This is a genomic window from Acinetobacter uliginosus, assembly GCF_044130295.1.
Lineage (GTDB): Bacteria > Pseudomonadota > Gammaproteobacteria > Pseudomonadales > Moraxellaceae > Acinetobacter.
The window spans coordinates 20,696-43,690 of sequence record NZ_JBIQOC010000017.1 but is presented as its reverse complement, the minus strand read 5'-3'; the positions used below and the strand labels follow the sequence as shown (position 1 = coordinate 43,690).

The 22,995-nt window shown below is 41.5% G+C and carries 21 protein-coding genes; 15 read left to right on the top strand and 6 right to left on the bottom strand.

Annotated elements, in window-relative coordinates; genetic code table 11:
- Positions 1 to 5: 5 nt before the first annotated feature.
- Together ACE01T_RS05595 and ACE01T_RS05590 are read right to left on the bottom strand one after the other, a co-directional pair.
- A complete protein-coding gene (locus ACE01T_RS05595; RefSeq protein ID WP_086195687.1) occupies positions 6 to 1,031 on the bottom strand; it encodes a methyltransferase in 1,026 nt (341 codons plus the stop codon).
- Between the two features lie 65 nt (positions 1,032 to 1,096).
- Positions 1,097 to 2,467, bottom strand: a complete 1,371-nt coding sequence (locus ACE01T_RS05590; protein WP_086195686.1) for a uracil-xanthine permease family protein — start codon at positions 2,465 to 2,467, stop codon at positions 1,097 to 1,099.
- Positions 2,468 to 2,647: 180 nt separating this feature from the next.
- Here ACE01T_RS05590 and typA point away from each other — a divergent pair, with 180 nt between their 5' ends.
- The gene (gene typA / locus ACE01T_RS05585; RefSeq protein WP_166170857.1) at positions 2,648 to 4,483 is read left to right on the top strand and encodes a translational GTPase TypA; all 1,836 of its coding nucleotides are present in this window, start codon (positions 2,648 to 2,650) and stop codon (positions 4,481 to 4,483) included.
- Positions 4,484 to 4,651: 168 nt separating this feature from the next.
- The gene (gene mscL, locus ACE01T_RS05580; protein WP_395518892.1) at positions 4,652 to 5,092 is read left to right on the top strand and encodes a large conductance mechanosensitive channel protein MscL; all 441 of its coding nucleotides are present in this window, start codon (positions 4,652 to 4,654) and stop codon (positions 5,090 to 5,092) included.
- 130 nt (positions 5,093 to 5,222) lie between these two features.
- Here the strand turns inward: mscL and ACE01T_RS05575 are convergent, their stop codons facing one another.
- Both ACE01T_RS05575 and mutM read right to left on the bottom strand, forming a co-directional pair.
- Positions 5,223 to 5,501 (bottom strand): peptidylprolyl isomerase, encoded by a 279-nt coding sequence (locus ACE01T_RS05575; RefSeq protein ID WP_300044108.1) that lies wholly within the window; start codon positions 5,499 to 5,501, stop codon positions 5,223 to 5,225.
- A complete protein-coding gene (mutM, locus tag ACE01T_RS05570; protein ID WP_395518891.1) occupies positions 5,498 to 6,352 on the bottom strand; it encodes a bifunctional DNA-formamidopyrimidine glycosylase/DNA-(apurinic or apyrimidinic site) lyase in 855 nt (284 codons plus the stop codon). The genes ACE01T_RS05575 and mutM overlap by 4 nt, the downstream gene beginning before the upstream one ends.
- A 289-nt stretch (positions 6,353 to 6,641) precedes the next feature.
- On the opposite strand from mutM, the gene ACE01T_RS05565 reads away from it, so the two are divergent.
- The 3 genes from ACE01T_RS05565 to ACE01T_RS05555 all read left to right on the top strand — a co-directional run bounded on the left by ACE01T_RS05565 (position 6,642) and on the right by ACE01T_RS05555 (position 10,896).
- Positions 6,642 to 8,747: a TonB-dependent receptor gene (locus tag ACE01T_RS05565; RefSeq protein ID WP_300044104.1), complete on the top strand. Its 2,106-nt coding sequence runs from the start codon at positions 6,642 to 6,644 to the stop codon at positions 8,745 to 8,747.
- Positions 8,748 to 8,760: 13 nt separating this feature from the next.
- Complete coding sequence (locus ACE01T_RS05560; RefSeq protein ID WP_300044102.1) at positions 8,761 to 9,870, top strand: NADH:flavin oxidoreductase/NADH oxidase; 1,110 nt, start codon at positions 8,761 to 8,763, stop codon at positions 9,868 to 9,870.
- A 99-nt stretch (positions 9,871 to 9,969) separates the two neighbouring features.
- On the top strand, positions 9,970 to 10,896 hold the full coding sequence (locus ACE01T_RS05555) for an AEC family transporter (RefSeq protein WP_300044100.1): 927 nt from the start codon (positions 9,970 to 9,972) through the stop codon (positions 10,894 to 10,896).
- Between the two features lie 87 nt (positions 10,897 to 10,983).
- Here the strand turns inward: ACE01T_RS05555 and ACE01T_RS05550 are convergent, their stop codons facing one another.
- Complete coding sequence (locus ACE01T_RS05550; RefSeq protein ID WP_300044098.1) at positions 10,984 to 11,796, bottom strand: tetratricopeptide repeat protein; 813 nt, start codon at positions 11,794 to 11,796, stop codon at positions 10,984 to 10,986.
- 354 nt (positions 11,797 to 12,150) lie between these two features.
- Here ACE01T_RS05550 and ACE01T_RS05545 point away from each other — a divergent pair, with 354 nt between their 5' ends.
- Complete coding sequence (locus ACE01T_RS05545; RefSeq protein ID WP_395518890.1) at positions 12,151 to 12,396, top strand: hypothetical protein; 246 nt, start codon at positions 12,151 to 12,153, stop codon at positions 12,394 to 12,396.
- A 109-nt stretch (positions 12,397 to 12,505) separates the two neighbouring features.
- Here ACE01T_RS05545 and ygfZ read toward each other — a convergent pair whose 3' ends face one another.
- On the bottom strand, positions 12,506 to 13,231 hold the full coding sequence (gene ygfZ, locus ACE01T_RS05540; RefSeq protein WP_180044024.1) for a CAF17-like 4Fe-4S cluster assembly/insertion protein YgfZ: 726 nt from the start codon (positions 13,229 to 13,231) through the stop codon (positions 12,506 to 12,508).
- 729 nt (positions 13,232 to 13,960) lie between these two features.
- On the opposite strand from ygfZ, the gene acnD reads away from it, so the two are divergent.
- From acnD to ACE01T_RS05495, 9 genes are all read left to right on the top strand, one after another.
- Positions 13,961 to 16,579 (top strand): Fe/S-dependent 2-methylisocitrate dehydratase AcnD, encoded by a 2,619-nt coding sequence (gene acnD / locus ACE01T_RS05535; RefSeq protein WP_300044093.1) that lies wholly within the window; start codon positions 13,961 to 13,963, stop codon positions 16,577 to 16,579.
- 167 nt (positions 16,580 to 16,746) lie between these two features.
- Entirely contained in the window at positions 16,747 to 17,643 is an 897-nt protein-coding gene (locus ACE01T_RS05530; RefSeq protein ID WP_180081683.1) for an HNH endonuclease, read from the top strand.
- Between the two features lie 511 nt (positions 17,644 to 18,154).
- Positions 18,155 to 18,298, top strand: a complete 144-nt coding sequence (locus ACE01T_RS05525) for a zinc ribbon-containing protein (RefSeq protein WP_086197667.1) — start codon at positions 18,155 to 18,157, stop codon at positions 18,296 to 18,298.
- A gap of 455 nt (positions 18,299 to 18,753) precedes the next feature.
- Positions 18,754 to 18,960 (top strand): hypothetical protein, encoded by a 207-nt coding sequence (locus ACE01T_RS05520; RefSeq protein ID WP_180044588.1) that lies wholly within the window; start codon positions 18,754 to 18,756, stop codon positions 18,958 to 18,960.
- Between the two features lie 253 nt (positions 18,961 to 19,213).
- The gene (locus ACE01T_RS05515) at positions 19,214 to 19,432 is read left to right on the top strand and encodes a hypothetical protein (RefSeq protein WP_395518888.1); all 219 of its coding nucleotides are present in this window, start codon (positions 19,214 to 19,216) and stop codon (positions 19,430 to 19,432) included.
- Positions 19,433 to 19,712: 280 nt separating this feature from the next.
- Positions 19,713 to 20,414, top strand: a complete 702-nt coding sequence (locus ACE01T_RS05510) for a DUF1003 domain-containing protein (protein WP_395518887.1) — start codon at positions 19,713 to 19,715, stop codon at positions 20,412 to 20,414.
- A 538-nt stretch (positions 20,415 to 20,952) separates the two neighbouring features.
- Entirely contained in the window at positions 20,953 to 21,204 is a 252-nt protein-coding gene (locus tag ACE01T_RS05505; RefSeq protein WP_395518885.1) for a DUF6868 family protein, read from the top strand.
- A gap of 117 nt (positions 21,205 to 21,321) precedes the next feature.
- Complete coding sequence (locus ACE01T_RS05500) at positions 21,322 to 22,035, top strand: SIMPL domain-containing protein (protein WP_395518884.1); 714 nt, start codon at positions 21,322 to 21,324, stop codon at positions 22,033 to 22,035.
- Positions 22,036 to 22,538: 503 nt separating this feature from the next.
- Positions 22,539 to 22,976, top strand: a complete 438-nt coding sequence (locus tag ACE01T_RS05495; protein ID WP_395518883.1) for a hypothetical protein — start codon at positions 22,539 to 22,541, stop codon at positions 22,974 to 22,976.
- The last annotated feature ends 19 nt before the right edge of the window (positions 22,977 to 22,995 follow it).

Here is a 22,995-nt window from a genome sequence, read left to right as displayed (position 1 = left end):
GTTCCTTAAGATTTCTTTTCGGTGCTAGTGAACAGCACTTTAAAGCCTTGTTGATCGGCTTTGGTTGTACATTTGCCAAAGCTTTGTTCAATGAGTAATGGATAATTTAAAAAGCGGTTTGCCACAATCCAGAGTTCACCACCCGATTTCAAATGACGGCGTGAAGTTTTGCACAAGCTTTCACTGGCATCATAATTGGTCTGAATACCTTGATGGAAAGGCGGATTGCTGACGATGGCATGCAAGAAAAGAGGCGCATCTTCAATACCCGTCACAGCAGTAATTTCAAGCTGTTCGGGAGAAAGGTCATTTTTTTCAAAAGTCATGCGGGTAGAGGCCAATGCAAAAGCATCAACATCCAGGGCAAAAATGCGGTTTTTAGGATTCAGTTTGGCCAGATAAGCACTGATAATACCGGCACCACAGCCAAAGTCGGCAATTTTACCTGAAGTGACCTGTGATAAAAACGGTAAGAATACTGCTGTGCCGACATCTAAACGATTTTGGCTGAATACGCCGGGCAGGGCACAAATAGTGAGATCACCTTTTGGTGTTGCTACCGTATATTCTTGGGCCCAATTTGCCAAAGTCTTTTCTTTAACCGTCGATTCAATCTTGACTTGCCAGAGCTGGCAATGACGTGCACTGTCCAGTTTAAAGGCTTTACCATAAGGCTGTAGCTGTTTGGCTGCGCGTTCAACGCCGCCTTTTTTCTCACCCACCAGGAAGATGGAAGCCCCTAAACCTAGACGGCTGACGACATTATGCAGGACATAATTTAACAGTTCTTTGGACTTCGGTACAAAGATAATGGCCTGGTCAAAACTGCCTTCAGGAAGCTCTACCCCAAAATGTACAGCGGCCTGTTGTGACTGAAAATATTGAAATTCATTATAATTCCATGTCCACAAACAAGGGCTGATGTCTTTCTCTAGATTGGAAAGTAAATCATCAGTCGGTGCATTGACTAAAAGCACACGTCCAGAAAGGTATTCATGCTGTCGAATGACAACTTCACTTCTTGGATCCATTTTTTATCTCGCCATTGAAAAACTCTGCCCAGACAATGCTGGGCAGAGTTGATGCTGAAATGAAATTATTGCTTCGATTCAGGAAGAATAATATTTAAAAGCAATGCTGCAATACCACCAGTCGCCACACCGGAACTGAAGATGTTACGGAATAATTCAGGAAGATGTTCCAAAATTTGTGGGACTTGTGCAACCCCCAAACCGAGTGCCAGTGAAATGGCAATAATTAACAGGGCACGACGGTCAAGATGAATCCCTGACAAGATATTAATACCAGAAGCCGCCACAGCACCAAACATCACCATGACTGCACCGCCAAGCACGGCTTGAGGAACTGCTTGAATCACGCCAGCAACTGCAGGTAACAAGCCCAAAATCACCAGTAATGCTGCAATCCAGATGCCGACATAACGGCTTGCAACACCAGTAAGCTGAATGACGCCATTATTTTGTGCAAATACCGAACTTGGGAAAGTATTGAATAAGCCGGCGAGCAAAGAGTTGGCACCATTCACCAGCACACCGCCTTTAATACGCTCCATCCATACTGGACCATCGACTGGCTGATTGGAAATCTTTGAAGTTGCGGTAATGTCACCAATCGCTTCTAAAGATGTGACCAGATAAATAAAGGCCATTGGAATAAACAAGCTCCAAGAGAAGCTTAAACCAAAATGCATCGGTGTTGGAATCTGAACCATTGGCGCATCTTTCATGCCTGAAAAATCAAGATGGCCCATAAAGCCGGCAAGAGCATAACCAATAATCAGGGCAATCAGAATGGCGGAGCTTTTGATCCAGGTAATACGGACACGGTTCAGGACAATAATAATCGCCAGTACCGTACATGACATGATCAGGTTATCGGCGTTGGCAAAGGTTTTATCGCCCATGGCCTGATAACCGCCCCCCATACTGATTAAACCTTCCTTAATTAAGGTCAAACCAATCAGCAGGACGACAATACCTGTAACAAGGGGAGTGATCAGTTGTTTTACCCAAGGTAAAATACGTGATACACCCATTTCAATAAATGAGCCGGCAATTACTACACCAAAAATAGAAGCCATCACTGCTTCAACAGGGGTACCTGCTGCGACCATGGCTGAACCAATGCCGATAATCGGACCAATAAAGTTAAAACTGGTGCCTTGTACAATTAAAAGACCCGCGCCCAAAGGGCCAACTTTTTTACATTGTAAAAAGGTTGCAATCCCGGAGATTACCAAAGACATGGAAAGAATCATGTTGGTGTCTTCTTTTGAAACGCCTAAAGCAAGACAGATCAAAAGACCAGGGGTGACAATCGGGACAATAATCGCAAGTAAATGTTGCAGGGCAGCGAGAAAAGCGATAAATGGTTTGGGGCGATCGTTTAATCCGTAGACCAAATCAAGACGATCTTGTTGTTTGGGAGAGTTTTGTAAATCAGACATGTAAGAAAGGTACAACAGCAATTTGGCGTTATTCTAATCGAGTTACAGGAGTTTACAAACGAAAAAAAGGACGAATAGTCAAAAAAACTTGTAACTGTCAATAAACTGTCACTACTAAAAGTTTAGTTTTTTCTGTATAATTTGCCCTCAAATTTAAAGTTTAAAGCGTATCGAATTTACATGTCAGATATTAAAACTCTCCGCAACATTGCCATTATTGCGCACGTTGACCACGGTAAAACAACTCTTGTAGACAAACTTTTACAACAATCAGGTGCACTCGGTGAACGAGCGGGCGAGATTGAGCGTGTCATGGATTCAGGCGCTATTGAAAGTGAACGTGGTATTACCATTCTTGCAAAAAACACTGCAATCAAATGGTTAGATGAACGTACTAATACTGAATACCGCATTAACATCGTCGACACCCCGGGGCACGCCGACTTCGGTGGTGAAGTAGAACGTGTATTATCGATGGTAGACTGTGTATTGCTACTTGTGGACGCACAAGAAGGTCCAATGCCACAAACACGCTTCGTAACACAAAAAGCCTTTGCACGTGGTTTGAAACCAATCGTGATTATCAACAAAGTCGACAAGCCAAGTGCACGTTGTGACTGGGTGATCGATCAAGTTTTTGATCTGTTTGATAATCTTGGTGGTACTGACGAACAGTTAGACTTCCCGATCGTTTATGCTTCAGGTCTTCGTGGTGTTGCTGGTCCTTCTCCAGAAGAACTTGCTGAAGATATGACACCGTTGTTCCAAACAATCGTTGATATCGTTGAGCCACCAGCAGTTGATGTTGATGGTCCATTCCAAATGCAGATTTCTTCACTTGACTATAACAGCTTCGTTGGTGTGATCGGTGTTGGTCGTATCCAGCGCGGTTCAGTGAAATTAAATACGCAAGTGACTGTGATCGATAAAGATGGTAAGACGCGTAACGGCCGTATCTTAAAAATCATGGGTTACCATGGTCTAGATCGTGTTGACGTTGAAGAAGCTTCTGCAGGCGATATCGTTTGTGTAACGGGTATTGATGCACTCAACATTTCTGACACAATCTGTGATCCGAAAGCTGTTGAAGCTTTACCGCCATTGTCTGTAGATGAACCTACCGTATCGATGACGTTCCAGGTCAACAACTCACCGTTTGCTGGTAAAGAAGGTAAATTCGTGACTTCACGTAACATCCGTGAACGTCTAGATCGCGAATTGATTCATAACGTAGCACTTCGTGTTGAAGATACTGACAGTCCAGACCGTTTTAAAGTGTCTGGCCGTGGTGAACTTCACCTTTCAGTTTTGATCGAAAACATGCGTCGTGAAGGCTTCGAGATGGGTGTATCTCGTCCGCAAGTAATCTTGAAAGAAATCGACGGCCAAATGCAAGAGCCGTACGAAAACGTAACTTTTGACGTTGAAGAACAGCATCAAGGTGCTGTAATGGAACAAATGGGTCACCGTAAAGGCGAGATGACCAATATGGAAGTTGACGGTAAAGGCCGTATCCGTATTGAAGCAACTGTTCCTTCACGTGGCTTGATCGGTTTCCGTTCTGAATTCTTGACCATGACTTCTGGTACAGGGATCATGACATCAAGCTTCTCGCACTACGGTCCAATGAAACAAGGTACTGTTGCTAAACGTCAAAACGGTGTGTTGATTTCTATGGTTCAAGGTACTTGCCTGGGCTATGCATTGTTCACACTACAAGACCGTGGCCGTCTATTTGCTAAACCACAGTTGGAAGTTTATGAAGGAATGATCGTGGGTATTAACTCGCGTTCTGACGACATGGTGGTTAACCCGACTAAAGCAAAACAGCTCACTAACGTACGTGCATCAGGTACTGATGATGCCTTAACACTTGTACCTAATATTGAATACACGCTTGAACAGGCGCTTGAATTCATCGAAGATGACGAGTTGGTTGAAGTAACACCGAAATCAATTCGTATCCGTAAGCGTTACTTGACTGAAAACGAACGTAAGCGTAACCGCGGTAAATAATTTTTCTGTTTAGCAGATATAAAAAACCGCTAACTAAGGTTAGCGGTTTTTTTGTGAGCATAAGTTACAAAATGAAACTGCTCTGTGAGCAAAAATTGCTAAAGTACCCCTAACAACAGATTAATTATCACCCTATAAAAACACTGAAAATGGTCTAAGGAGTCAAGTATGAGTATTGTTCAAGAATTTAAAGAGTTTGCCATCAAGGGCAACATGATGGATTTGGCTATCGGGGTTATCATTGGCGGGGTATTCGGTAAAATTGTCGACTCATTGGTGAAAGATATCATCATGCCCATCATTACCCTGATTACGGGTGGAGGCGTTGATTTTACCCAGAAATTTATCGTCCTCGGGGATAATCCGGAGAATCTGCAATCTTTGGATGCATTGACCAAAGCCGGAATTAACGTGCTGACCTATGGTAATTTCCTCACGATTTTAATTAACTTTATTATTTTGGCTTGGGTGGTGTTCCTGATGGTAAAAATGTTAAACCGTATGCGCCGTACAAAAGAGGAAGTGCCGGCAGCACCTGCCCCAACACCGGAAGATATTCAGTTACTGCGTGAAATCCGTGATGAATTGAAACAACGTCCACAAATGTAATTTCTTTTCTGAAATAAAAAACGGTGCTGAATGTACCTTTTTTTATAAAATCCCTCCCAACCTCCCTTTGATAAAGGGAGGAGTGGTCCCCCTTTGGAAAAGGTGAGAATCACTGCTTCGCAAGGGGGGATTACATCCGGAACTTAATTTCCAGTAAATGCCAGCCAAACTGACTCTTAATCGGGCCATGTAATTCACGTTCAGGCAATGTAAATACAGCTTTATCAATCGGACCGACTAACTGGCCTTTTTTGATATCACCCAGTTCGCCACCTTTTTTGCCCGATGGACAGGTGGAATGCTGTTTGGCAATGTTGGCAAAATCAGCCCCATCCTGAATTTTCTTTTTTAGCTGTTCAGCAAACACTTTATCCTTAACCAGGATATGTCGAACGATGGCAGATTTCATGCTTGGCTTCCTTTAATGGCTTTCTGGTGGGCTATTTTAACTTTTTTTAGAGGCTGACATTCTGGACAAAAGACCGATGCACGCTGTCCGAGTTTTAAATTTTCCAACGTGGTTTCACAGTTCACACACATTTCACCGGCCCGGCCATAAGCCAGCAGGGTTTGCTGGAAATAACCATTTTCACCCATGGCATTGGTATAGTCACGTAAAGTCGAGCCACCGAGATCAATGGCCTGTTTTAAAATGCGTTTAATTTCTATAACTAACTGTTCAATTTGCTGAAAACTCAGGCTAGAAGCAGGTTGAGCGGGGTGAATCCCTACATTAAATAAACTTTCCGTGGCATAAATATTGCCCACTCCTACCACCATGTGGTTATCCATAATCGCCACTTTCGCTGCTACATTTTTCTTTTTAAATTTTTCAAACAGATATTCAGCATTAAAGGCTTCACTCAAAGGTTCAGGCCCTAAAGTATCAATCAGTTTGCTTTGCGAGTTTTGATCGAGCCATAAAATACAGCCAAAACGGCGCGGGTCATGATAACGCAGTTCAATATCTTCAAATTGAATGATCAGATGATCGTGTTTGCGCAGTTCATCTGTTGCTGCACATAATCTGAAACTGCCCGACATGCCCAAATGCCAGAGCATACAGTCTTGTTCAAACTCTGCCAAAATATATTTGGAACGGCGGGTGAGTTTCAGCAATTTTTGACCCACCAACTTTTGTATATTCTCAGGAATAGGCCAACGTAAGCTCGGCTGACGGACCTCTACCTTTAAGACGGTTTGATCCAACAGTGGCAAGAGACTGGTTTTGGTGGTTTCAACTTCAGGTAATTCAGGCATGGGATCAAATGTATCAAGAAAACTTTGTGCTTAATATTGGACTGCTAAGAGGGGATTGCAAGGGAGTCTTAAAAAAATCTATATGCTTGTTGCAGTTGATTAATAAATGCAATGGACTGATTCTAGCAGTCATTTTGATTCGCCGATTGCTTTATGCTTCGCCTCAATCTAAATGCTTCATCTTAATCTGAAAGGGTCATTAACTTTGGTACTACAAATAAACTTAAACGCTATGCAGGTAGTTCGTTTAAGCTTTTAAGCAGTATTTTAATAAGATATAGAGCAAGCTATGCCAGGTAAATATTACGAGATTTTCTTCCCTAAGACTTTGCTTTACCTGACAGCATGCCTCTGCCAGCATCTTTATGCTGCCCCTGATTCTACTGACCCGGTTTTGCTTCCTGTCATTAAAATGGAAGCGACACGTAGCGATACTGACTGGCTGCAAACACCTGATTCCGTATATCGAATCGAACAAAATAAGCATACGAATCATCTGGGTGTAAATCTTTCTGAAAGCTTGAAAGGAGTTCCCGGGCTACAGTTGAATAACCGCGAAAATTATGCCCAGGATTTACAGATTTCCATGCGTGGCTTTGGTGCCCGTTCAACTTTTGGTGTGCGTGGTATCCGTTTATATGTCGATGGTATTCCTGCGAGCATGCCGGATGGGCAGGGCCAGACCTCAAATATTGATTTAAGCAGTCTGGATCATATTGAAGTACTGGGTGGGCCATTTTCTACACTTTATGGCAATTCCTCTGGCGGAACGATTTTGACCACGACCAAACAGGGAGCATGCAAAGATTCCATTGAATTGGGCTATTCAGCTGGCAGTCAGCATAAAAGCCGTGCCAATGTGATATTGCAAGGTGGTGCAGATCGGGCCGGTGAGCCGAGTTATGTGCTCAGTTCCTCTTATTTTGATACTGATGGCTACCGTGACCACAGTGCTGCGCATAAAGTACTGAGTAATGCCAAACTGACCTGGAATCTGGATGACGGCTCTAAACTGAACTGGATTATGAATCATGTTGATATAAATGCCGATGATCCGCAAGGTTTGACCCGCCAGCAGTGGCAAGCCAATCCCAAACAGGTCAATGATGCGAACAATATCTATGACGTGCGCAAGGAAATTAATCAAACCCAGACCGGTCTGACCTGGTCTAAACCGATCAATGACCAGCATGAACTGTATGCTATGGCTTATCTGGGACATCGTGAAGTGACCCAGTATCAGTCGATTCCTTCGGCAACTCAAATAAACTCACGCCATGCCGGCGGTGTGATTGATTTCAGCCGTGATTATTACGGCACTGATATTCGCTGGACTGGAAAGAATCTTTTACCCAATACACGTGTAACAGCAGGTCTGGCCTTTGATTATATGGATGAAGACCGCCAGGGTTATGAAAACTTTGATGCCAATGGGCAATTTGGCGTAAAAGGGAAGCTACGCCGTGATGAACAGAATTTTTTATGGAATTTAGATCCCTATCTTCAAGCCGCGTGGGATTTTTTACCCAATTGGACCTTGGACACAGGACTGCGTTATAGCAATGTACATTACCAGTCCAACGATCACTATATTGTCACAGGCAATGGCGATGATAGCGGCAAGACCGACTATGACCAGGTGCTACCTTCAGTGGCTTTAAGCTGGAAAATGAATGACCGGTTCAATGTTTATGCCAGCTATGCCAAAGGTTTTGAAACTCCCACCTTTACCGAAATGGCCTATTCAGCAAACGATGGCATAAACTTTAATTTAAAGCCCGCCAGCAGTAATAATTATGAACTGGGTGTGAAAGCACAAAATATGTGGGGCAATTTCACGGCTGCAGTCTTCCAAAGCAAAACACAAAACGATATTGTTTCTGCTGGAACAGTGGATGGCCGTGCGACCTATAAGAATGCGGATAAAACGCTGCGTGAAGGGGGGGAGCTGTCCTGGAACAAAAATCTATGGCGTGATTTAACTGCTCAGGCCAGCTACAGCTATATTGATGCTACATTTGATGCAGCGATTCCGGACAGTATGGTGCAGAAAGGCAACAAGATTCCGGGTATCGCTAAAAATCAGGCATTTGCCTCTTTAGGCTGGCAGCCGGAAATCGGCTTTAATGCGGGTTTTGATGTCCGCTATATGGATCAGGTCTATGTAGATGATGTAAATAGCGATGCCGCACCAAGTTATAGCATCGTTTCGGCCAATGTCGGTTATGTCTGGAAACAGGCCGACTGGAAAGTCCGGACTTTTGCGCGAGTCGATAATCTGTTGGATAAAGACTATGTCGGTTCAGTGATTGTAAATGAGGGTAATGGACGCTTCTTTGAACCCGCAGATGGTTTGAACTGGAGTGCGGGATTAAGTGTGAGCAAGGTATTCTAACAGGGGGCTAAGCGTGGCGTTATTATTTCAACCAATTCAATTTGGTTCGTTAAAACTGAGCAATAAAATCGTAATTGCTCCAATGTGTCAGTATTCGGCAACTGAACAAGGGGAAGTGACCTATTGGCATGAGCAGCAATGGGCTAATTATGCCTTGTCTGGTGCCGGTTTATGTATTGTTGAAGCCACCGCAGTGCAAGCGGAAGGGCGGATCAGTTATGCCGATTTGGGATTGTGGAATGATACACAGCGTGATCAGATTAAGGCATTACTGACAAAAATAAAGACACTTTCGCCTATGCCGTTTGCAGTGCAATTGGCACACGCAGGGCGTAAAGCCTCAACCGATAAACCTTGGAATGGAAGAGGTCAATTTAAGCCGACAGAGACTCATGGCTGGCAAACAGTTTCTGCCAGTGACATTCCTTTTAATCCAGCCGATCATGCACCGCATGCGCTGAGTAAAGATGAAATCCAGCAAGTGATTCAAGACTTTGCTGATGCTGCCAAGCGTGCCGTGGATGCCGGTTTTGACTTAATTGAAGTGCATGCAGCACATGGTTATTTGCTGCATCAATTTATGTCACCATTATCGAATCAGCGCCAAGACGAATATGGCGGCAGTTTCGAGAACCGCATTCGCTTAACGCTGGAAATATTTCAGGCCATGAAAAATGTAGTTCCTGAAGGTTACCCTATAGGTGTGCGTATTTCTGCAACAGACTGGATGGAGGGGCATGACAGTTGGGATGTCGAATCTTCGGTCGGTTTGGCCAAAGCTTTAGAGCAATTGGGGGCGGTATATATCCATGTGTCGAGTGGTGGCTTGCATATCGATCAGAATATTCATCTGGAAGCCAATTATCAGGTTCCATTTGCTCATGCCATTAAGCAGGTGGTCAGCATTCCCGTGATTGCTGTGGGTTTAATTACTGAAGCCATGCAGGCTGAAGGAATTTTGCATTATCAGCAAGCTGACGCAATTGCTTTAGCTCGTGCTATGCTGTATGACCCGCGCTGGCCATGGCATGCTGCCGCAGAGTTGGGTGAAAATATTCAAATTGCACCGCAATATTTGCGCTGTCAGCCGCGTGGATTAAAAGCGTTGTTTAGCGCTTTTTAATGCTTCATCCCGATATTTCGCTTGAATGTTTTAATACTCCGACTCTAAAGAGTCGGAGTCTGGGCAAGTAGTTTTATTTATTGAAAGGACAAATTCCATATGGTCTTTACGGTCATCGTGCCGATCTTTTTCTTATTAGCTTTAGGTTATTTTTCGGTAAATTTTCAGCTTTTAACAAAAGAGCAAGTCAATGCTGTTGGGGCCTTTGTCATTAAAATTGCGCTACCTGCTTTATTTTTCCAATCTTTGGCCGCAAAAGATTTGCATGAAATCTGGTATCCCGAATACTTTCTTGTCTATAGCGGCGTGACTTTTATTTTATATGCTGCGGCATTTTTTATTGTTTCCCATTACTTTAAAAATGACCGTTCACAGTCTTCAGTTTTGTCGCTAGGTGCGGCCATGTCGAATACCGGGCTCATTGGTACGGCGGTATTGTCCTTGCTGCTGGGACAAAAGGCGATGACCTATACCTCTTTGGTGGTAATCATTGAAAGTGTGCTGCTTATTCCGGCAGTGCTGATTCTGGCGGAACTGGGAAACTCACAAAAGGCCAGTTTTGCCCAAATCCTCCAGAGCACGGTGGTTACTTTATTGAAAAATCCCTTGTTTATGGGCGTCATGCTGGGGATAGCCTGCGCCATCTTTCAGATTCATATTCCTAAACAGCTGGATCAGGTCTTGGCCTTGCTTGGACAAACGGCATCGCCTTTAGCCTTGTTCTCGATTGGTGGCGGGATTGTGGGATTGACGCTGAAATATGTGAATCTGCAAAGCTTTTATCTGGTGATTTCAAGTAACCTGATCATGCCTTTGCTGATGTTTCTGGGTTTGAATTATTTAACCGATGTGAGTCAGGAAATGGTCTATGCTGGAACGCTTATTGCCGCTTTGCCGATGCCGACCATTTTTGCCATGTTAGGTCAAGCGTATGGTTTAAATGAAAAAACTTTAACTCCTTTATTGATGAGTACCATTTTAGGATTCATTGTGGTGAGTGTGTTAATTAGTGTCTGGTGGGCTTAAAATTTTACGGTCAGCATGAATAGCAACAAAATAACAGCTATAAAAAAAAGCCCCCGGAATTGAGGCTTTTAATCATCTCTGCAGTGATTAGCTTTTCTTTTCAGTAGTAGCTTTAGGCGGGTTTTTGGCCTGTTCGGCAATCATTTTATCCACCACAGCTAAAGATTGTTTGGCTTGCGGAATATTTTCTTTGGCTAAAGCCTCAAAAATTTTTTTCGCTTCAGGCAGGTTTTGCGGAACGATTTTACCGTTGGCAAACATGTTACCTACAGCCATTAAAGCGGGAATATAGCCTTTTTGTGCCAGATCCTGAATGCTTTTTAAGCCTTGCTTAATTGGCGCTTCGTTTTTGTTTTTAAAACCCTGACTGATGTCATATAACGCTTTGGCATGAATGGCCTGATAATTGCCTTTTTTGATCAGCGGATCTAATTTTTGTAAAGCCAGTTTATCTGATGCTGCTGTACCTTCAGAAAACAGTAATACGGCCAAATCTACGCTGGCATCATCAAAACCTTGTTTAGATGCTTTTTCTAAATACTGTTTGGCTTTTTTAGTATCTTGGGGCAGACCTAAAGTACCGGTCATGTAGTTTTTACCTAGGACATAGTTGGCGACTGGATAGCCTTTGTTTGCAGACTCTTGATACAGCTGGATGGCTTTTTTCTCATCTTTGGTAGTGCCTTGACCGGTTTGAGTCAGGTAGGCCAAATTATAAAGGGCCTGTGCATTTCCTGTTTTTGCTAGTTTATCCAGTTCTTGATAAGCGCCTTTCATATCGTTGGCTTTGACCAGTGTTTCTACTTTGGCAAATGCAGGATCAACAGAAGTGGTTGTCATTTCAGCCATCGCGAAACTTGAAGACAAAGCGATCAGGCTGGCAAGTATAATTCTTTTCATATTTTTTAAAAACCTTTTATAAACATAATCTTAATTCCATTTATGTACTTAAAAATGAATATGGAACCCTTCCTTTAACATCATAAGTTTATTTATGTTAATGTAAATACATGAGGGGTGCATTACCATAATATTTCATAGATATTTACATAATTGCTACTGGCTCGATTTTGGGTAGAAAATCTTAAAGCAAGCTTAAGTAGGGTGAGGGCTTTGTAGATGAATTATTTTGTGCTTAAAATTTAAAACCATCAAGCACAAGGATCAGAGAAAAATACGCAGCAGCGAAATGGCACTTTGTTTTTCAGCCAATCTTTGTTTAAATCGCGGCTGAATTAATGTGTGAGTAGATAAATGTTCATTAAAGCCATTAAACGTGCCTATGATCGGGTCAATCTGGACAGCAATATTCCTGAAGAAGAAAAAATGGATGCTTTGCTGATGAAACTGGGGGCTGAATATTTGGTCAGTAAAGATGACCGTGTCTATATTTTTAAAAAAGGTGAGCTTGAAGCAAAATTTGATGCCAAGCATGCGCGTGATTATTCATTTAAAAAATATGTCTGCAAAGACATGAACAAGCTGTTTCATGGTTTTTAATCCGGAAATGTGATCGGTTTAGTATCCCTTCAAATGCATAAAAAAGCCTCCAAAGATGGAGGCTCAGTGCAGCATATATCCAAAGCTTAAATATCTAAAGTTTCAAGATTTACTGTGGACGTGCTACATCACCATTTAAAGCTTCAGGCAAATCTAGAACTTGTAACCCCAGCTCTTCAAGCGCAGCAGGTTTTGCCACGACCAGGGCTTTATAACCGCCATCCACAGCAATGCTGTTGATCACTTCAACATCATTGTTTAACTGGGTTGCAGCAGCAGGAGCATCACCGCTACCTTGCACCAAATGCAGCCAGTGTTTCGGTTTGGCCTTGAACCAGAGGCGTGCAATAATTTCCTGACCCAAATAGCAGCCCTTGTCATAATGTACGCCTTCACGCTGATGCAAACGCAGTTCTTGCGGCTGGAATTCTTGTGCCGTTGTCGCTTCAATCCAGGCCTGACCGGCTTCAATCGCTTGCAGCTGCCAAGCTGCGATATCGGTTTCAGTGCTAGAAAAATCGGTGCTATCGCCATTGAGCGTAGGGAAAACTCGGCCGACTTGTTCCAGCTTCATTTTCGAAAAAGCACCAAATTTTTTAATGTGTTTGGCAAATTCTTCGGCCTGATCGTCAGTGACCACAATTTCAAAACTTTCCGGACTAATTTTTTTTAGCCATAAGCCAAACTGGATTCGTCCTTTTAAACTACAGATCGCGGTATAGCGAGTCAGGTTTTCGGCTAATGCCTCAGCATTTAAAGTCACTTGGCCCTGAAGGAATTTTTGTGCATCTACACCCTTTAAAGTGAATAGTGTAAAAGCAGTAGACGTTGACATGACTAGCCTCTGGATATATTTCACAAATCATTAGTGCAGATATTTTGCAGCATGCAGTGCAGATAGGCAAACAAAAAGCCCAGATTGCTATAGCTTTACTGAAATTCGGAAATATGCAGTTTTGTTTAAATGAATGCGGGCAAGCGACAAAATCATTAGCATTAAAATCGCTGCTCTAACATAAAAATGGCGACCAAAATTTTTTACCCTTGATCAATTTTTTGTAAGGTGAAGATCTTTTCTGACCTCATACTTGAAGGGGTTAGAATGATGGAATGATGCAAAAACCGGTATTACTAATAAGCATGTTCAAAAGATAAGCATCAAAAGCAGTGCTAGATCCTCAGATTTGCAGCTTAGTGCTATTTTGTAGGTTTTAATGCCTGACAAGAGCGAATGCAATATAAAAAAATATAAGCTTTACATTCACTTAAATGATTAGGATAAATATTACAGAACAAGATTGTTTGTTATTCGCTTAGGCATATCTAATACTAAAGAATGAGGCGTATTTCCCGCTATTTTTCCAAAAAAAGCATGATTAGAGCAAATATCCCAAAAAATTATGTAACAATATGTTTCTAAAACACCTGTTTTTATATCTAAATATATGAAATATAAAAGATTTGGGAAATGGCTTTTCGGCAGTGTACTATGCCGTTGAACCGATTGTAACTCGCAACAACAATTACGTAGTAAAGAAAAAATGATTCAAGAGGCAGGTAAGCTATGAACAACAACTACCGCAAACCACTGCAAGGTACCCAGCTCGAATATTATGACGTACGCCAAGCCGTAGAAGATATTCAGCCAGGCGCATATGCAAAACTTCCCTATACTTCAAAAGTACTTGCCGAACAGCTGGTACGCCGTTGTGATCCTGCTATTCTGGAACAGTCTTTACGTCAGCTGATTGAACGTAAACAAGATCACGATTTCCCTTGGTATCCGGCACGTGTGGTGTGTCATGACATCCTGGGGCAAACCGCACTGGTTGACCTTGCAGGTTTGCGTGATGCCATTTCCGATCAGGGCGGCGATCCGTCTAAAGTCAACCCGGTTGTTCCAACCCAGCTGATCGTTGACCATTCATTGGCTGTGGAATACGGCGGTTTTGACCCAGATGCTTTTGCCAAAAACCGTGCTGTAGAAGACCGTCGTAACGAAGACCGTTTCCATTTTATTGAATGGACCAAAACCGCATTTGAAAATGTCGATGTGATTCCTGCGGGCAACGGCATTATGCATCAGATCAACCTGGAAAAAATGTCTCCGGTGATCCAAAAGCGTGAAGGTGTGGCATTCCCGGATACCTGTGTTGGTACAGACTCGCATACGCCACATACTGATGCCTTGGGTGTGATTTCTGTGGGCGTGGGTGGTTTGGAAGCTGAAAACGTCATGCTCGGCCGTGCGTCTTGGATGCGTCTGCCGGACATTATTGGTGTGGAACTTGTAGGTCAGCGCAAGCCGGGCATTACTGCAACCGATATCGTTTTGGCGCTAACGGAGTTCTTGCGTAAAGAACGTGTGGTGGGTGCGTACCTGGAATTCTTTGGTGAAGGTGCTGACAGCATGTCGGTGGGTGATCGCGCGACCATCTCTAACATGACACCTGAATATGGTGCAACTGCGGCGATGTTCTATATTGACCAGAACACCATTGATTATCTGACTTTAACCGGTCGTGAAGCAGACCAGGTGAAACTGGTTGAACAATATGCCAAAGAAATTGGTCTTTGGGCTTCAGACATGAAACAGGCGGAATATCCACGCGTACTGCGTTTCGACTTGTCAACGGTAACTCGTAACATTGCCGGCCCGTCAAACCCGCATGCACGTGTATCAACGGCTGACCTGAAAGAAAAAGGCATTGCGGGTAATTTAGAGGCCGCTCGTGCGCAAGAAGCAGAAGGCTTAATGCCGGATGGTGCGGTGATTATTGCGGCGATTACTTCTTGTACCAATACCTCTAACCCGCGTAATACAGTGGCAGCCGGTTTATTGGCACGTAAGGCAAATGAGTTGGGTCTAACCCGTAAGCCTTGGGTAAAATCCTCTTTTGCACCGGGTTCTAAAGCCGCTGCACTTTACCTTGAAGAAGCGGGTGTACTGCACGACCTGGAAAAACTCGGTTTTGGTATTGTCGCTTATGCATGTACGACTTGTAACGGTATGTCGGGTGCGCTAGATCCAAAAATTCAGCAAGAAATTATTGACCGTGACCTGTATGCCACTGCGGTACTTTCAGGTAACCGTAACTTCGATGGTCGTATCCATCCTTATGCAAAACAGGCTTTCCTGGCTTCTCCGCCATTAGTCGTTGCTTATGCGATTGCCGGAACGATTCGTTTTGATATTGAAAAAGATTCACTTGGCAACGATAAAGATGGTAATCCGATTTACCTCAAAGACATCTGGCCATCGGATGAAGAAATTGATGCGCTGGTAAAAGTTGCGGTAAAACCAGAGCAATTTAAAAAAGTGTATATCCCGATGTTTGATTTGGGCGAGCGTGAAAAAGCGGCAAGTCCACTGTATGACTGGCGTCCGCAAAGTACCTATATCCGCCGTCCGCCGTATTGGGAAGGAGCTTTGGCTGCACCGCGTACCTTGACAAACATGCGTCCGCTGGCGATCTTGCCGGATAACATCACTACCGACCACTTATCGCCATCAAATGCGATTATTATGGATTCAGCTGCGGGTGAATACCTGCATAAAATGGGCGTGCCTGAGGAAGACTTTAACTCCTATGCAACGCACCGTGGTGACCACTTGACTGCGCAGCGTGCGACTTTGGCCAACCCGAAACTGTTCAATGAAATGGTGGTTCGTGCTGACGGTACCATCAAGCAGGGTTCAAAAGCGCGTGTCGAGCCGGAAGGTGAAGTGATGCGTATGTGGGAAGCGATTGAAACTTACATGAACCGTAAGCAACCGTTAATCATTATTGCGGGTGCGGACTACGGTCAGGGTTCTAGCCGTGACTGGGCAGCTAAAGGTGTGCGTCTTGCCGGTGTGGAAGCGATTGTGGCCGAAGGTTTTGAGCGTATTCACCGTACTAACTTAGTCGGTATGGGCGTATTACCACTTGAATTTAAACCGGGTACTAACCGCAAGACTTTAAAGCTGGATGGTACGGAACTGTATAGCGTAGTAGGTAATATTGCGCCACGTTCGACCTTGACTTTAGTCATTGAACGTTCGACTGATGATGGTAAAAACCAGATTGTTGAAGTACCTGTAACCTGCCGTCTGGATACCGAAGAAGAAGTTTCTGTTTATGAAGCGGGTGGTGTATTGCAACGCTTTGCACAGGATTTCTTGGAAGGGAATGTGGCTTAATCTTTTTTAAAATCTCCCCTAGCCCCTCTTTGCGAAAGAGGGGAACTCCCTCCTTTGAAAAAGGAGGGTTGGGGAGGATTAAAGATTAAAAGTTATTGATATTGTTTTAAAAAATCCTACTGTTAAGTGGGGTTTTGTTTATTAAAAAAGAAAATTAAGGGTAGGCTATGGCAATATTATTTTGTAATGTAGGTTGGATGGATAATTATAATGGAGCTAAAGGAGATATACCTAAAAGAGGAGGGGCTTTCAATGATCATTCAATTGGTCATGAGGTATGTAATTTTACTAATGTAGATGGAAAAGTATTTGGATATGTCCGTTCCTCAGGAAAAATTGATATTAAAAAATTAGGAGCTGGTAAGGGGGATGAGTTTGCTGATGGCGTAACCGTAGTATGGACAGCAGGACCAGATAGTGGTGGTACTGTAGTTGTTGGATGGTATAAAAATGCTAAAGTTTATAAAGAGCCCCGAAAGTTATTAAAAATATCTGATATTCATGAAAAAAATAAATTAGATTTTTATTTTATAGAAGCTAATTTTGTTGATGCATACCTTATCCCTGTTAATGAGAGGACTATCTTAATTCCAAGAGCTGTTAAAGGTGGAATTGGTCAAAGTAATGTATGGTATGCTCAAGCACCTGAGGCTAGAAATCTTGTTAGCAGAGTACAAGAATATATTGAAAGTAATAATTTTTTTGATAGTTTACCTGATGTTGAGGAAGAGATTATTGGGCTTGAAGGAAATCCTAGATTTAAGACACATTTGATTAGGGAGAGAAATAGAAAAATAGTGACAGAAAAAAAGCAAATAGTATTTGCTCAAACAGGAAAAATTGAATGTGAAGTTTGTTCTTTTAACTTTAAAAATACATATGGTGCAATAGGTGATGGCTTTTGTGAGGTTCATCATTTGGTTCCATTACATCAAGCTGATGGATTAATTGAAACTAAATTAGAAGATTTAGCAATAGTTTGTTCTAATTGTCATCGCATGCTGCACAAAGGAAATCCTTTATTGAAATTAACTGAATTAAAAAAGATGATGACAAAAAATTAGGATTTTAAAAAATAAAATTTCAATAAGCTTAAGTTTTATAGTTACATCATCAAAATCAGTCATCAGAGTTAAGGAGTAAGTTTAGTTAGCCTCATTTTTCAGACTTATTCTTAGCTGCCATTATTTTAGGTAAATTACACTCTAGTGCTGAAAAATCTATCTAAACAAATACAAACTCTAGATTCAAGAAATGTAGTAGTTTTGAATTATTGTGGCATATGTTATCAATTCCAAAAATAAGGTCAAATTATTGGAATAATAATTTATGGTTGGCTGCACATGCCCGCGCAAATAATTGGGTCATGGTCACCAACAATGAAAAAGAATTCTTACGAGTCGACGGACTGCAAGTTGAGAATTGGATCAGCAAATTTCTGTAAAGCAGTCAAAATTGTTATTTGAAATTATTTTTTGCAATTATGCCACCATCAATTTTCGAAATGATCAATAGACAATCATCACGATAGGGGTATACTAGGTTCACCATTTCTAAAACCTATGGAGAACAAAAATGGTTACTGCTGGCTCTAAACCCGGAACAGGCTTCTATTTTTGTGTCAAATGCGGACACCGCACCTACTTAGAAATTGGTACTGATCGTCTACCACCGTGTACCAAATGCCTTGGCAATCAATTTAACAACAAAATTGCCTAAGCAGCACCTATCAAACAGTTATCCTCTGTTTTGAACAAAAGCCCTATTCATCCATAGGGCTTTTTTGTTGGCTGGGCATTCTATCGTAGTGTATCAAGCGTGATTATAGGTGGAATTACAAATTCCGTGATTTCCACAGCTGAATGAATTTGGGCGACTCTGCTATCCATTCTGTCTTAGCCTTGTCTGTGTCCTGATATTGATTATTATGCTGATATGTTGGGTACGCTTTGGACAAAAACATCACAGGAAAACCTGCTTTGAAAATGCAAATAAAATATATGTTTACACAAAATTTTTAAGAAATATTTATTTAAAGAATGTCACGGATATTTCATGTAAAATCGCTTGATTTTTACCCAATAAAGGCATAATTATATTATTGAATTAAATCCATAAATTTTATATGGGTTTATTGTGGTTCAACTTTATAAAAATTATTCGGGGAACTATCAATGATCAAATTTATTGTAGATGAACAACCTGCAGCTAAAGGCATACACTATATACACAATGCGACACTGGGCTGCGAAGACCTGCCAAAATCGGATGACCAGATTTTGATTGGATACTTTGCAAATTATGAACTCGCCTATAAACGCGCAAGAATGAACTGGCCAACAGAAAGAGTAGAAGGCTGTAGCAAGTGCTGTACGGAATAATTTAAATCTGAAACTGAAAAACTCTGCCTAACTGGCGGAGTTTTTTTTTATCTGGTTGATGATTGATTTAGCTGCGGAACACTAAAATGTTTCAATCTTAGATCAGGTTTTGAATAAATATAAATAGATAGGAATAACTGGCGAATAGAAATCGCTTCCCATTCATCTATGGACTGATTATTGTGGATTGTTTGAAAAATGCTCAATACACCCTCATCTTAAACTTTATATTCACGGTATTTAGGGCGCCCAATTGCAACATTATCTTGATTGGAACCACGACTCTGGTGTGGCTAGCTATGAACTTGGCAATCAGTTTATTCGTGTTCAATTTAAGAAAAAATCAAAAATTTATACCTATAGCTATGCCAGTGCCGGCTATCAGCATATTGAAAATATGCAACAGCTGGCGCAATATGACGATGGCTTAAATACCTATATCAATCAGAATGTTAAACAGCTCTATGTGTGATAAAGGGCAGTGGAATTCACAGCTTGGCTTTGGTTTAAATTTTTGTTTATAAATGAATAAACAACGTAATGGCTCACTGCTATAGGTCTATAGTATCTGGCATATTTATCTTTAAAATTGCTGGATTATTGCTTTAAAATTAGGCTGAAAATATGGAAGGGATAAAGTTAAAACCAAGCTTGTCCTGGCAAAATATGACCAGAAACAAGTGTTTATTTAAGTCTGGAAATGATCAACATCATGGCATATTGAAGTATAGATGAAACAGAAGGTATGGGGTATGAACGGAAGAACAGAATGTCAAACATGCATGGTCTGCAAAAAAAGCTTTCCTAAAAAAAATCTTATCCCGATCGGAACAATTCGCAAAGTCATTACAGAGGAAATTTCACAGGACTTTCCACAGTGGTCACCTAGCGACTTTATCTGCCAAGCCGATTTAACCAAATACCGTATGCAGTATGTACAGTCCATTTTAAAATCTGAACAAGGTGAAGTCACTGATCTGGAATATGAAGTGTTGAACAGTATGCAACAGCATGAGCTGATCAGCAAAAATGTAGAGAACAAGCTCGATCAGAATTGGACTTTTGGAGAAAAACTGGCTGATAAAATTGCAAGTTTCGGTGGTAGCTGGACCTTTTTGATCTGCTTTGCCATTTTCTTGGCGCTGTGGATTTTGATCAATACCGTGGTAATGGTGAAACATCCTGCAGATCCATATCCCTTCATTTTATTAAATTTAATGCTGTCCTGTTTGGCCGCCATTCAGGCACCCGTAATCATGATGAGCCAAAACCGGCAGGAAGCTAAAGACCGTTTGCGTTCGCAAAATGATTATCAGGTCAACTTAAAAGCTGAACTGGAGATTCGGCATTTACATGAAAAACTCGATCATCTTTTAATGCATCAGTGGGATCGTCTGGCTAAAATTCAGGAAATTCAACTGGATTTGCTGTCGGAAATGACCAAGAAGAAATAGCCATTTATAATCTGATGCTAATCTTCAATGTTGCGATTTATAGAGATGGAGAAAATATTCCGATTCATGTTGGTTTGGCGCAATAAAAAGCGGCATTTTATATCAATTAGGGAAATTTTTTTACAAATATAGATAAAGTGGGAAAATATTCCAAAAATAATTAAAAATGCAAAATCTTAGGAAATTAATCCCGCATGTCTTTGGCTATTCTATATCTCAAGGGTGTGAAGGGATCGAAAAGAGTAGATTGCTGCCAGTTGCGTACAACGTGAGTGTAGTACTTACCCACAAGGTCTTGATTCGGCTTAGGACGCTATAAATTACCAATTTATAGGCATCAGGTTATCACTTACAAAGTGGTAATGGTTGAAGTAAAACAGTATGTTTTCCCTGACCCCCCTAAAAAATTCTCAAACCTATAAAAATAGAAGAAATCAAATTTACATTCAAAAAACCGGATACAAATCATTGGTTCATTTTTGTGGATAAAATCTGCTAATTTAGAAAATATCAGCGAGCATCCGGTCAGGCCATAAAAATGCTAAATGATGATTTCTGGAGTCGTTTTCTACTTTGTTCATTACTCATTAATTACATCATATTAATGATCTGGTTTTTGCTGTTTATTTTTGCCCGTAACTGGATGAAACAGCTGCATTGCAAATGGTTCCAGCTTTCAGATCACACTTTTGATGCCATTCATTATGGCGGCATGGCTATATATAAAATTGGTATTTTACTGCTTAATCTGGTGCCATTTCTGGCCTTATATCTGATACGAAATTCCTAACCCAGATTCAACTTTAAAAGGCTTATAGGCAAATAGATCATCTTTAAACAGTAGTTTCGCAGTTTATAAAAACAGGACCGCTACAATCAAAAACAAGCAAAAGAGGAATTTGGCAGCATGAATCAATTCAAACCTGCACTGGTTTTAGGTGTTTTCATTTGTCTGGGGATGATTATTGCGGGATGGATTCTCGGCAGTAGTGCAGTCAAAATTAAGCAGTATGAACGTATAGTCTCGGTCAAGGGTCTATCTGAGCGTGAGGTGAAAGCTGATGTCGCAGTATGGCCAATCCGTTTTAGCTCGGCCAGTCAGGACCTGACCCAGCTGTATGACACCATGGAAACACAAACCCAGCAAATTCAGGCATTTTTAAAGGCCGAAGGTTTTAGCGATCAGGAAATTACCACAGCAGCTCCGGTTACGACCGATAAATATGCCCAGCAATATGGCGGTGATGCCAATGTCGCGCTCCGTTATACCGCCCATCAAACCATTACAGTCTATACCCACCGAATAGATGCAGTGCGGGCAGCACAAAGCCGTCTGGTGGCTTTGGGTAAAAAGGGCATTGCCTTTGGTGGCGATGATTCAGGTCAACGAACCGAATATTTATTTACCAAGTTAAATGATATCAAGCCAGCGATGATTGAGCAGGCAACGCAAAATGCCCGCAGTGTGGCAGAAAAATTTGCCGCAGATTCCAAAAGCCGTTTAGGTAAAATCAAGGCGGCCAATCAGGGGCTGTTTAGCATTGAAGATCGCGACAGCAACACACCTTATTTAAAGAAAGTCCGTGTCGTGTCCACGGTAGACTATTATCTGGCTGATTAAATGGGGTAAAAAGTGATGAAAAAATGCGGTTTGATGTGCAGATAAATTCCAGTAATCCCAATTTTTCTGCAATAAAAAACCTGTATTTTAATCCGGAAGATAAAAAATTCTATTTATCATTCATTTAAAGAAAAAAAATCCCAAAAAACTTGGGAAATCAAAAAATCTTAGGAAATTAATCCCGGCCGTGTTTGGCTAATATATGTTTCAAGGGTGTGATAAGGGATCGAAAAGAGTAGATTGCTGCCAGTTGCGTACAACGTGAGTGCAGTACTTACCCACAAGGTCTCGATTCGGCTTAGGACGCTATAGATTATCAATTTATAGGCATAGGGTTATAACTTACAAAGTTATAATGGTTGAAGTAAACCACAGATGTTTTCCCTAACACCCTCAAAAATTCTCCGACAAAAATATAAGACAAAAATCTCTCTTCTTTTTCTTCATTGATAAAATATTTAATAAATCATTTACCTATAATAAATTATATGCGTTATCTCGATATGCTTATTCAACATTGTCATGCTGCTAAAACGGCTATACCCGTTCAGGAATTTATATTTTCAACTGTAGATGATTTACCCTCTATATCTAAGGCAATTTATATCATTGAACAAGTAGACGGTGATATGAATGAAACATTTAATCACTTTCGTATCTTTAAAGCGGAGGGAACTCATGCCTGTGCAAGATTAAATGTGCCTTGCACAGTGATGTATGTAGGTTCATCTACCACAGGACTTAAAAATCGGTTGAAACAACATTTGGGACAAGGTCAAAAGAGCACGTATGCACTACATTTGAGTCAATGGTTTCAAGGTCAGTTTAAAATCACGATCAGGCAATATGAAGTAGATCATCAGGTACTGCAATTGATTGAAGATGACCTCTCTCATCAGCTTAAACCTGCGTTTGGAAAATGGGGTGCAAACAATAAATAATTCCAGATCGACTCTGTAT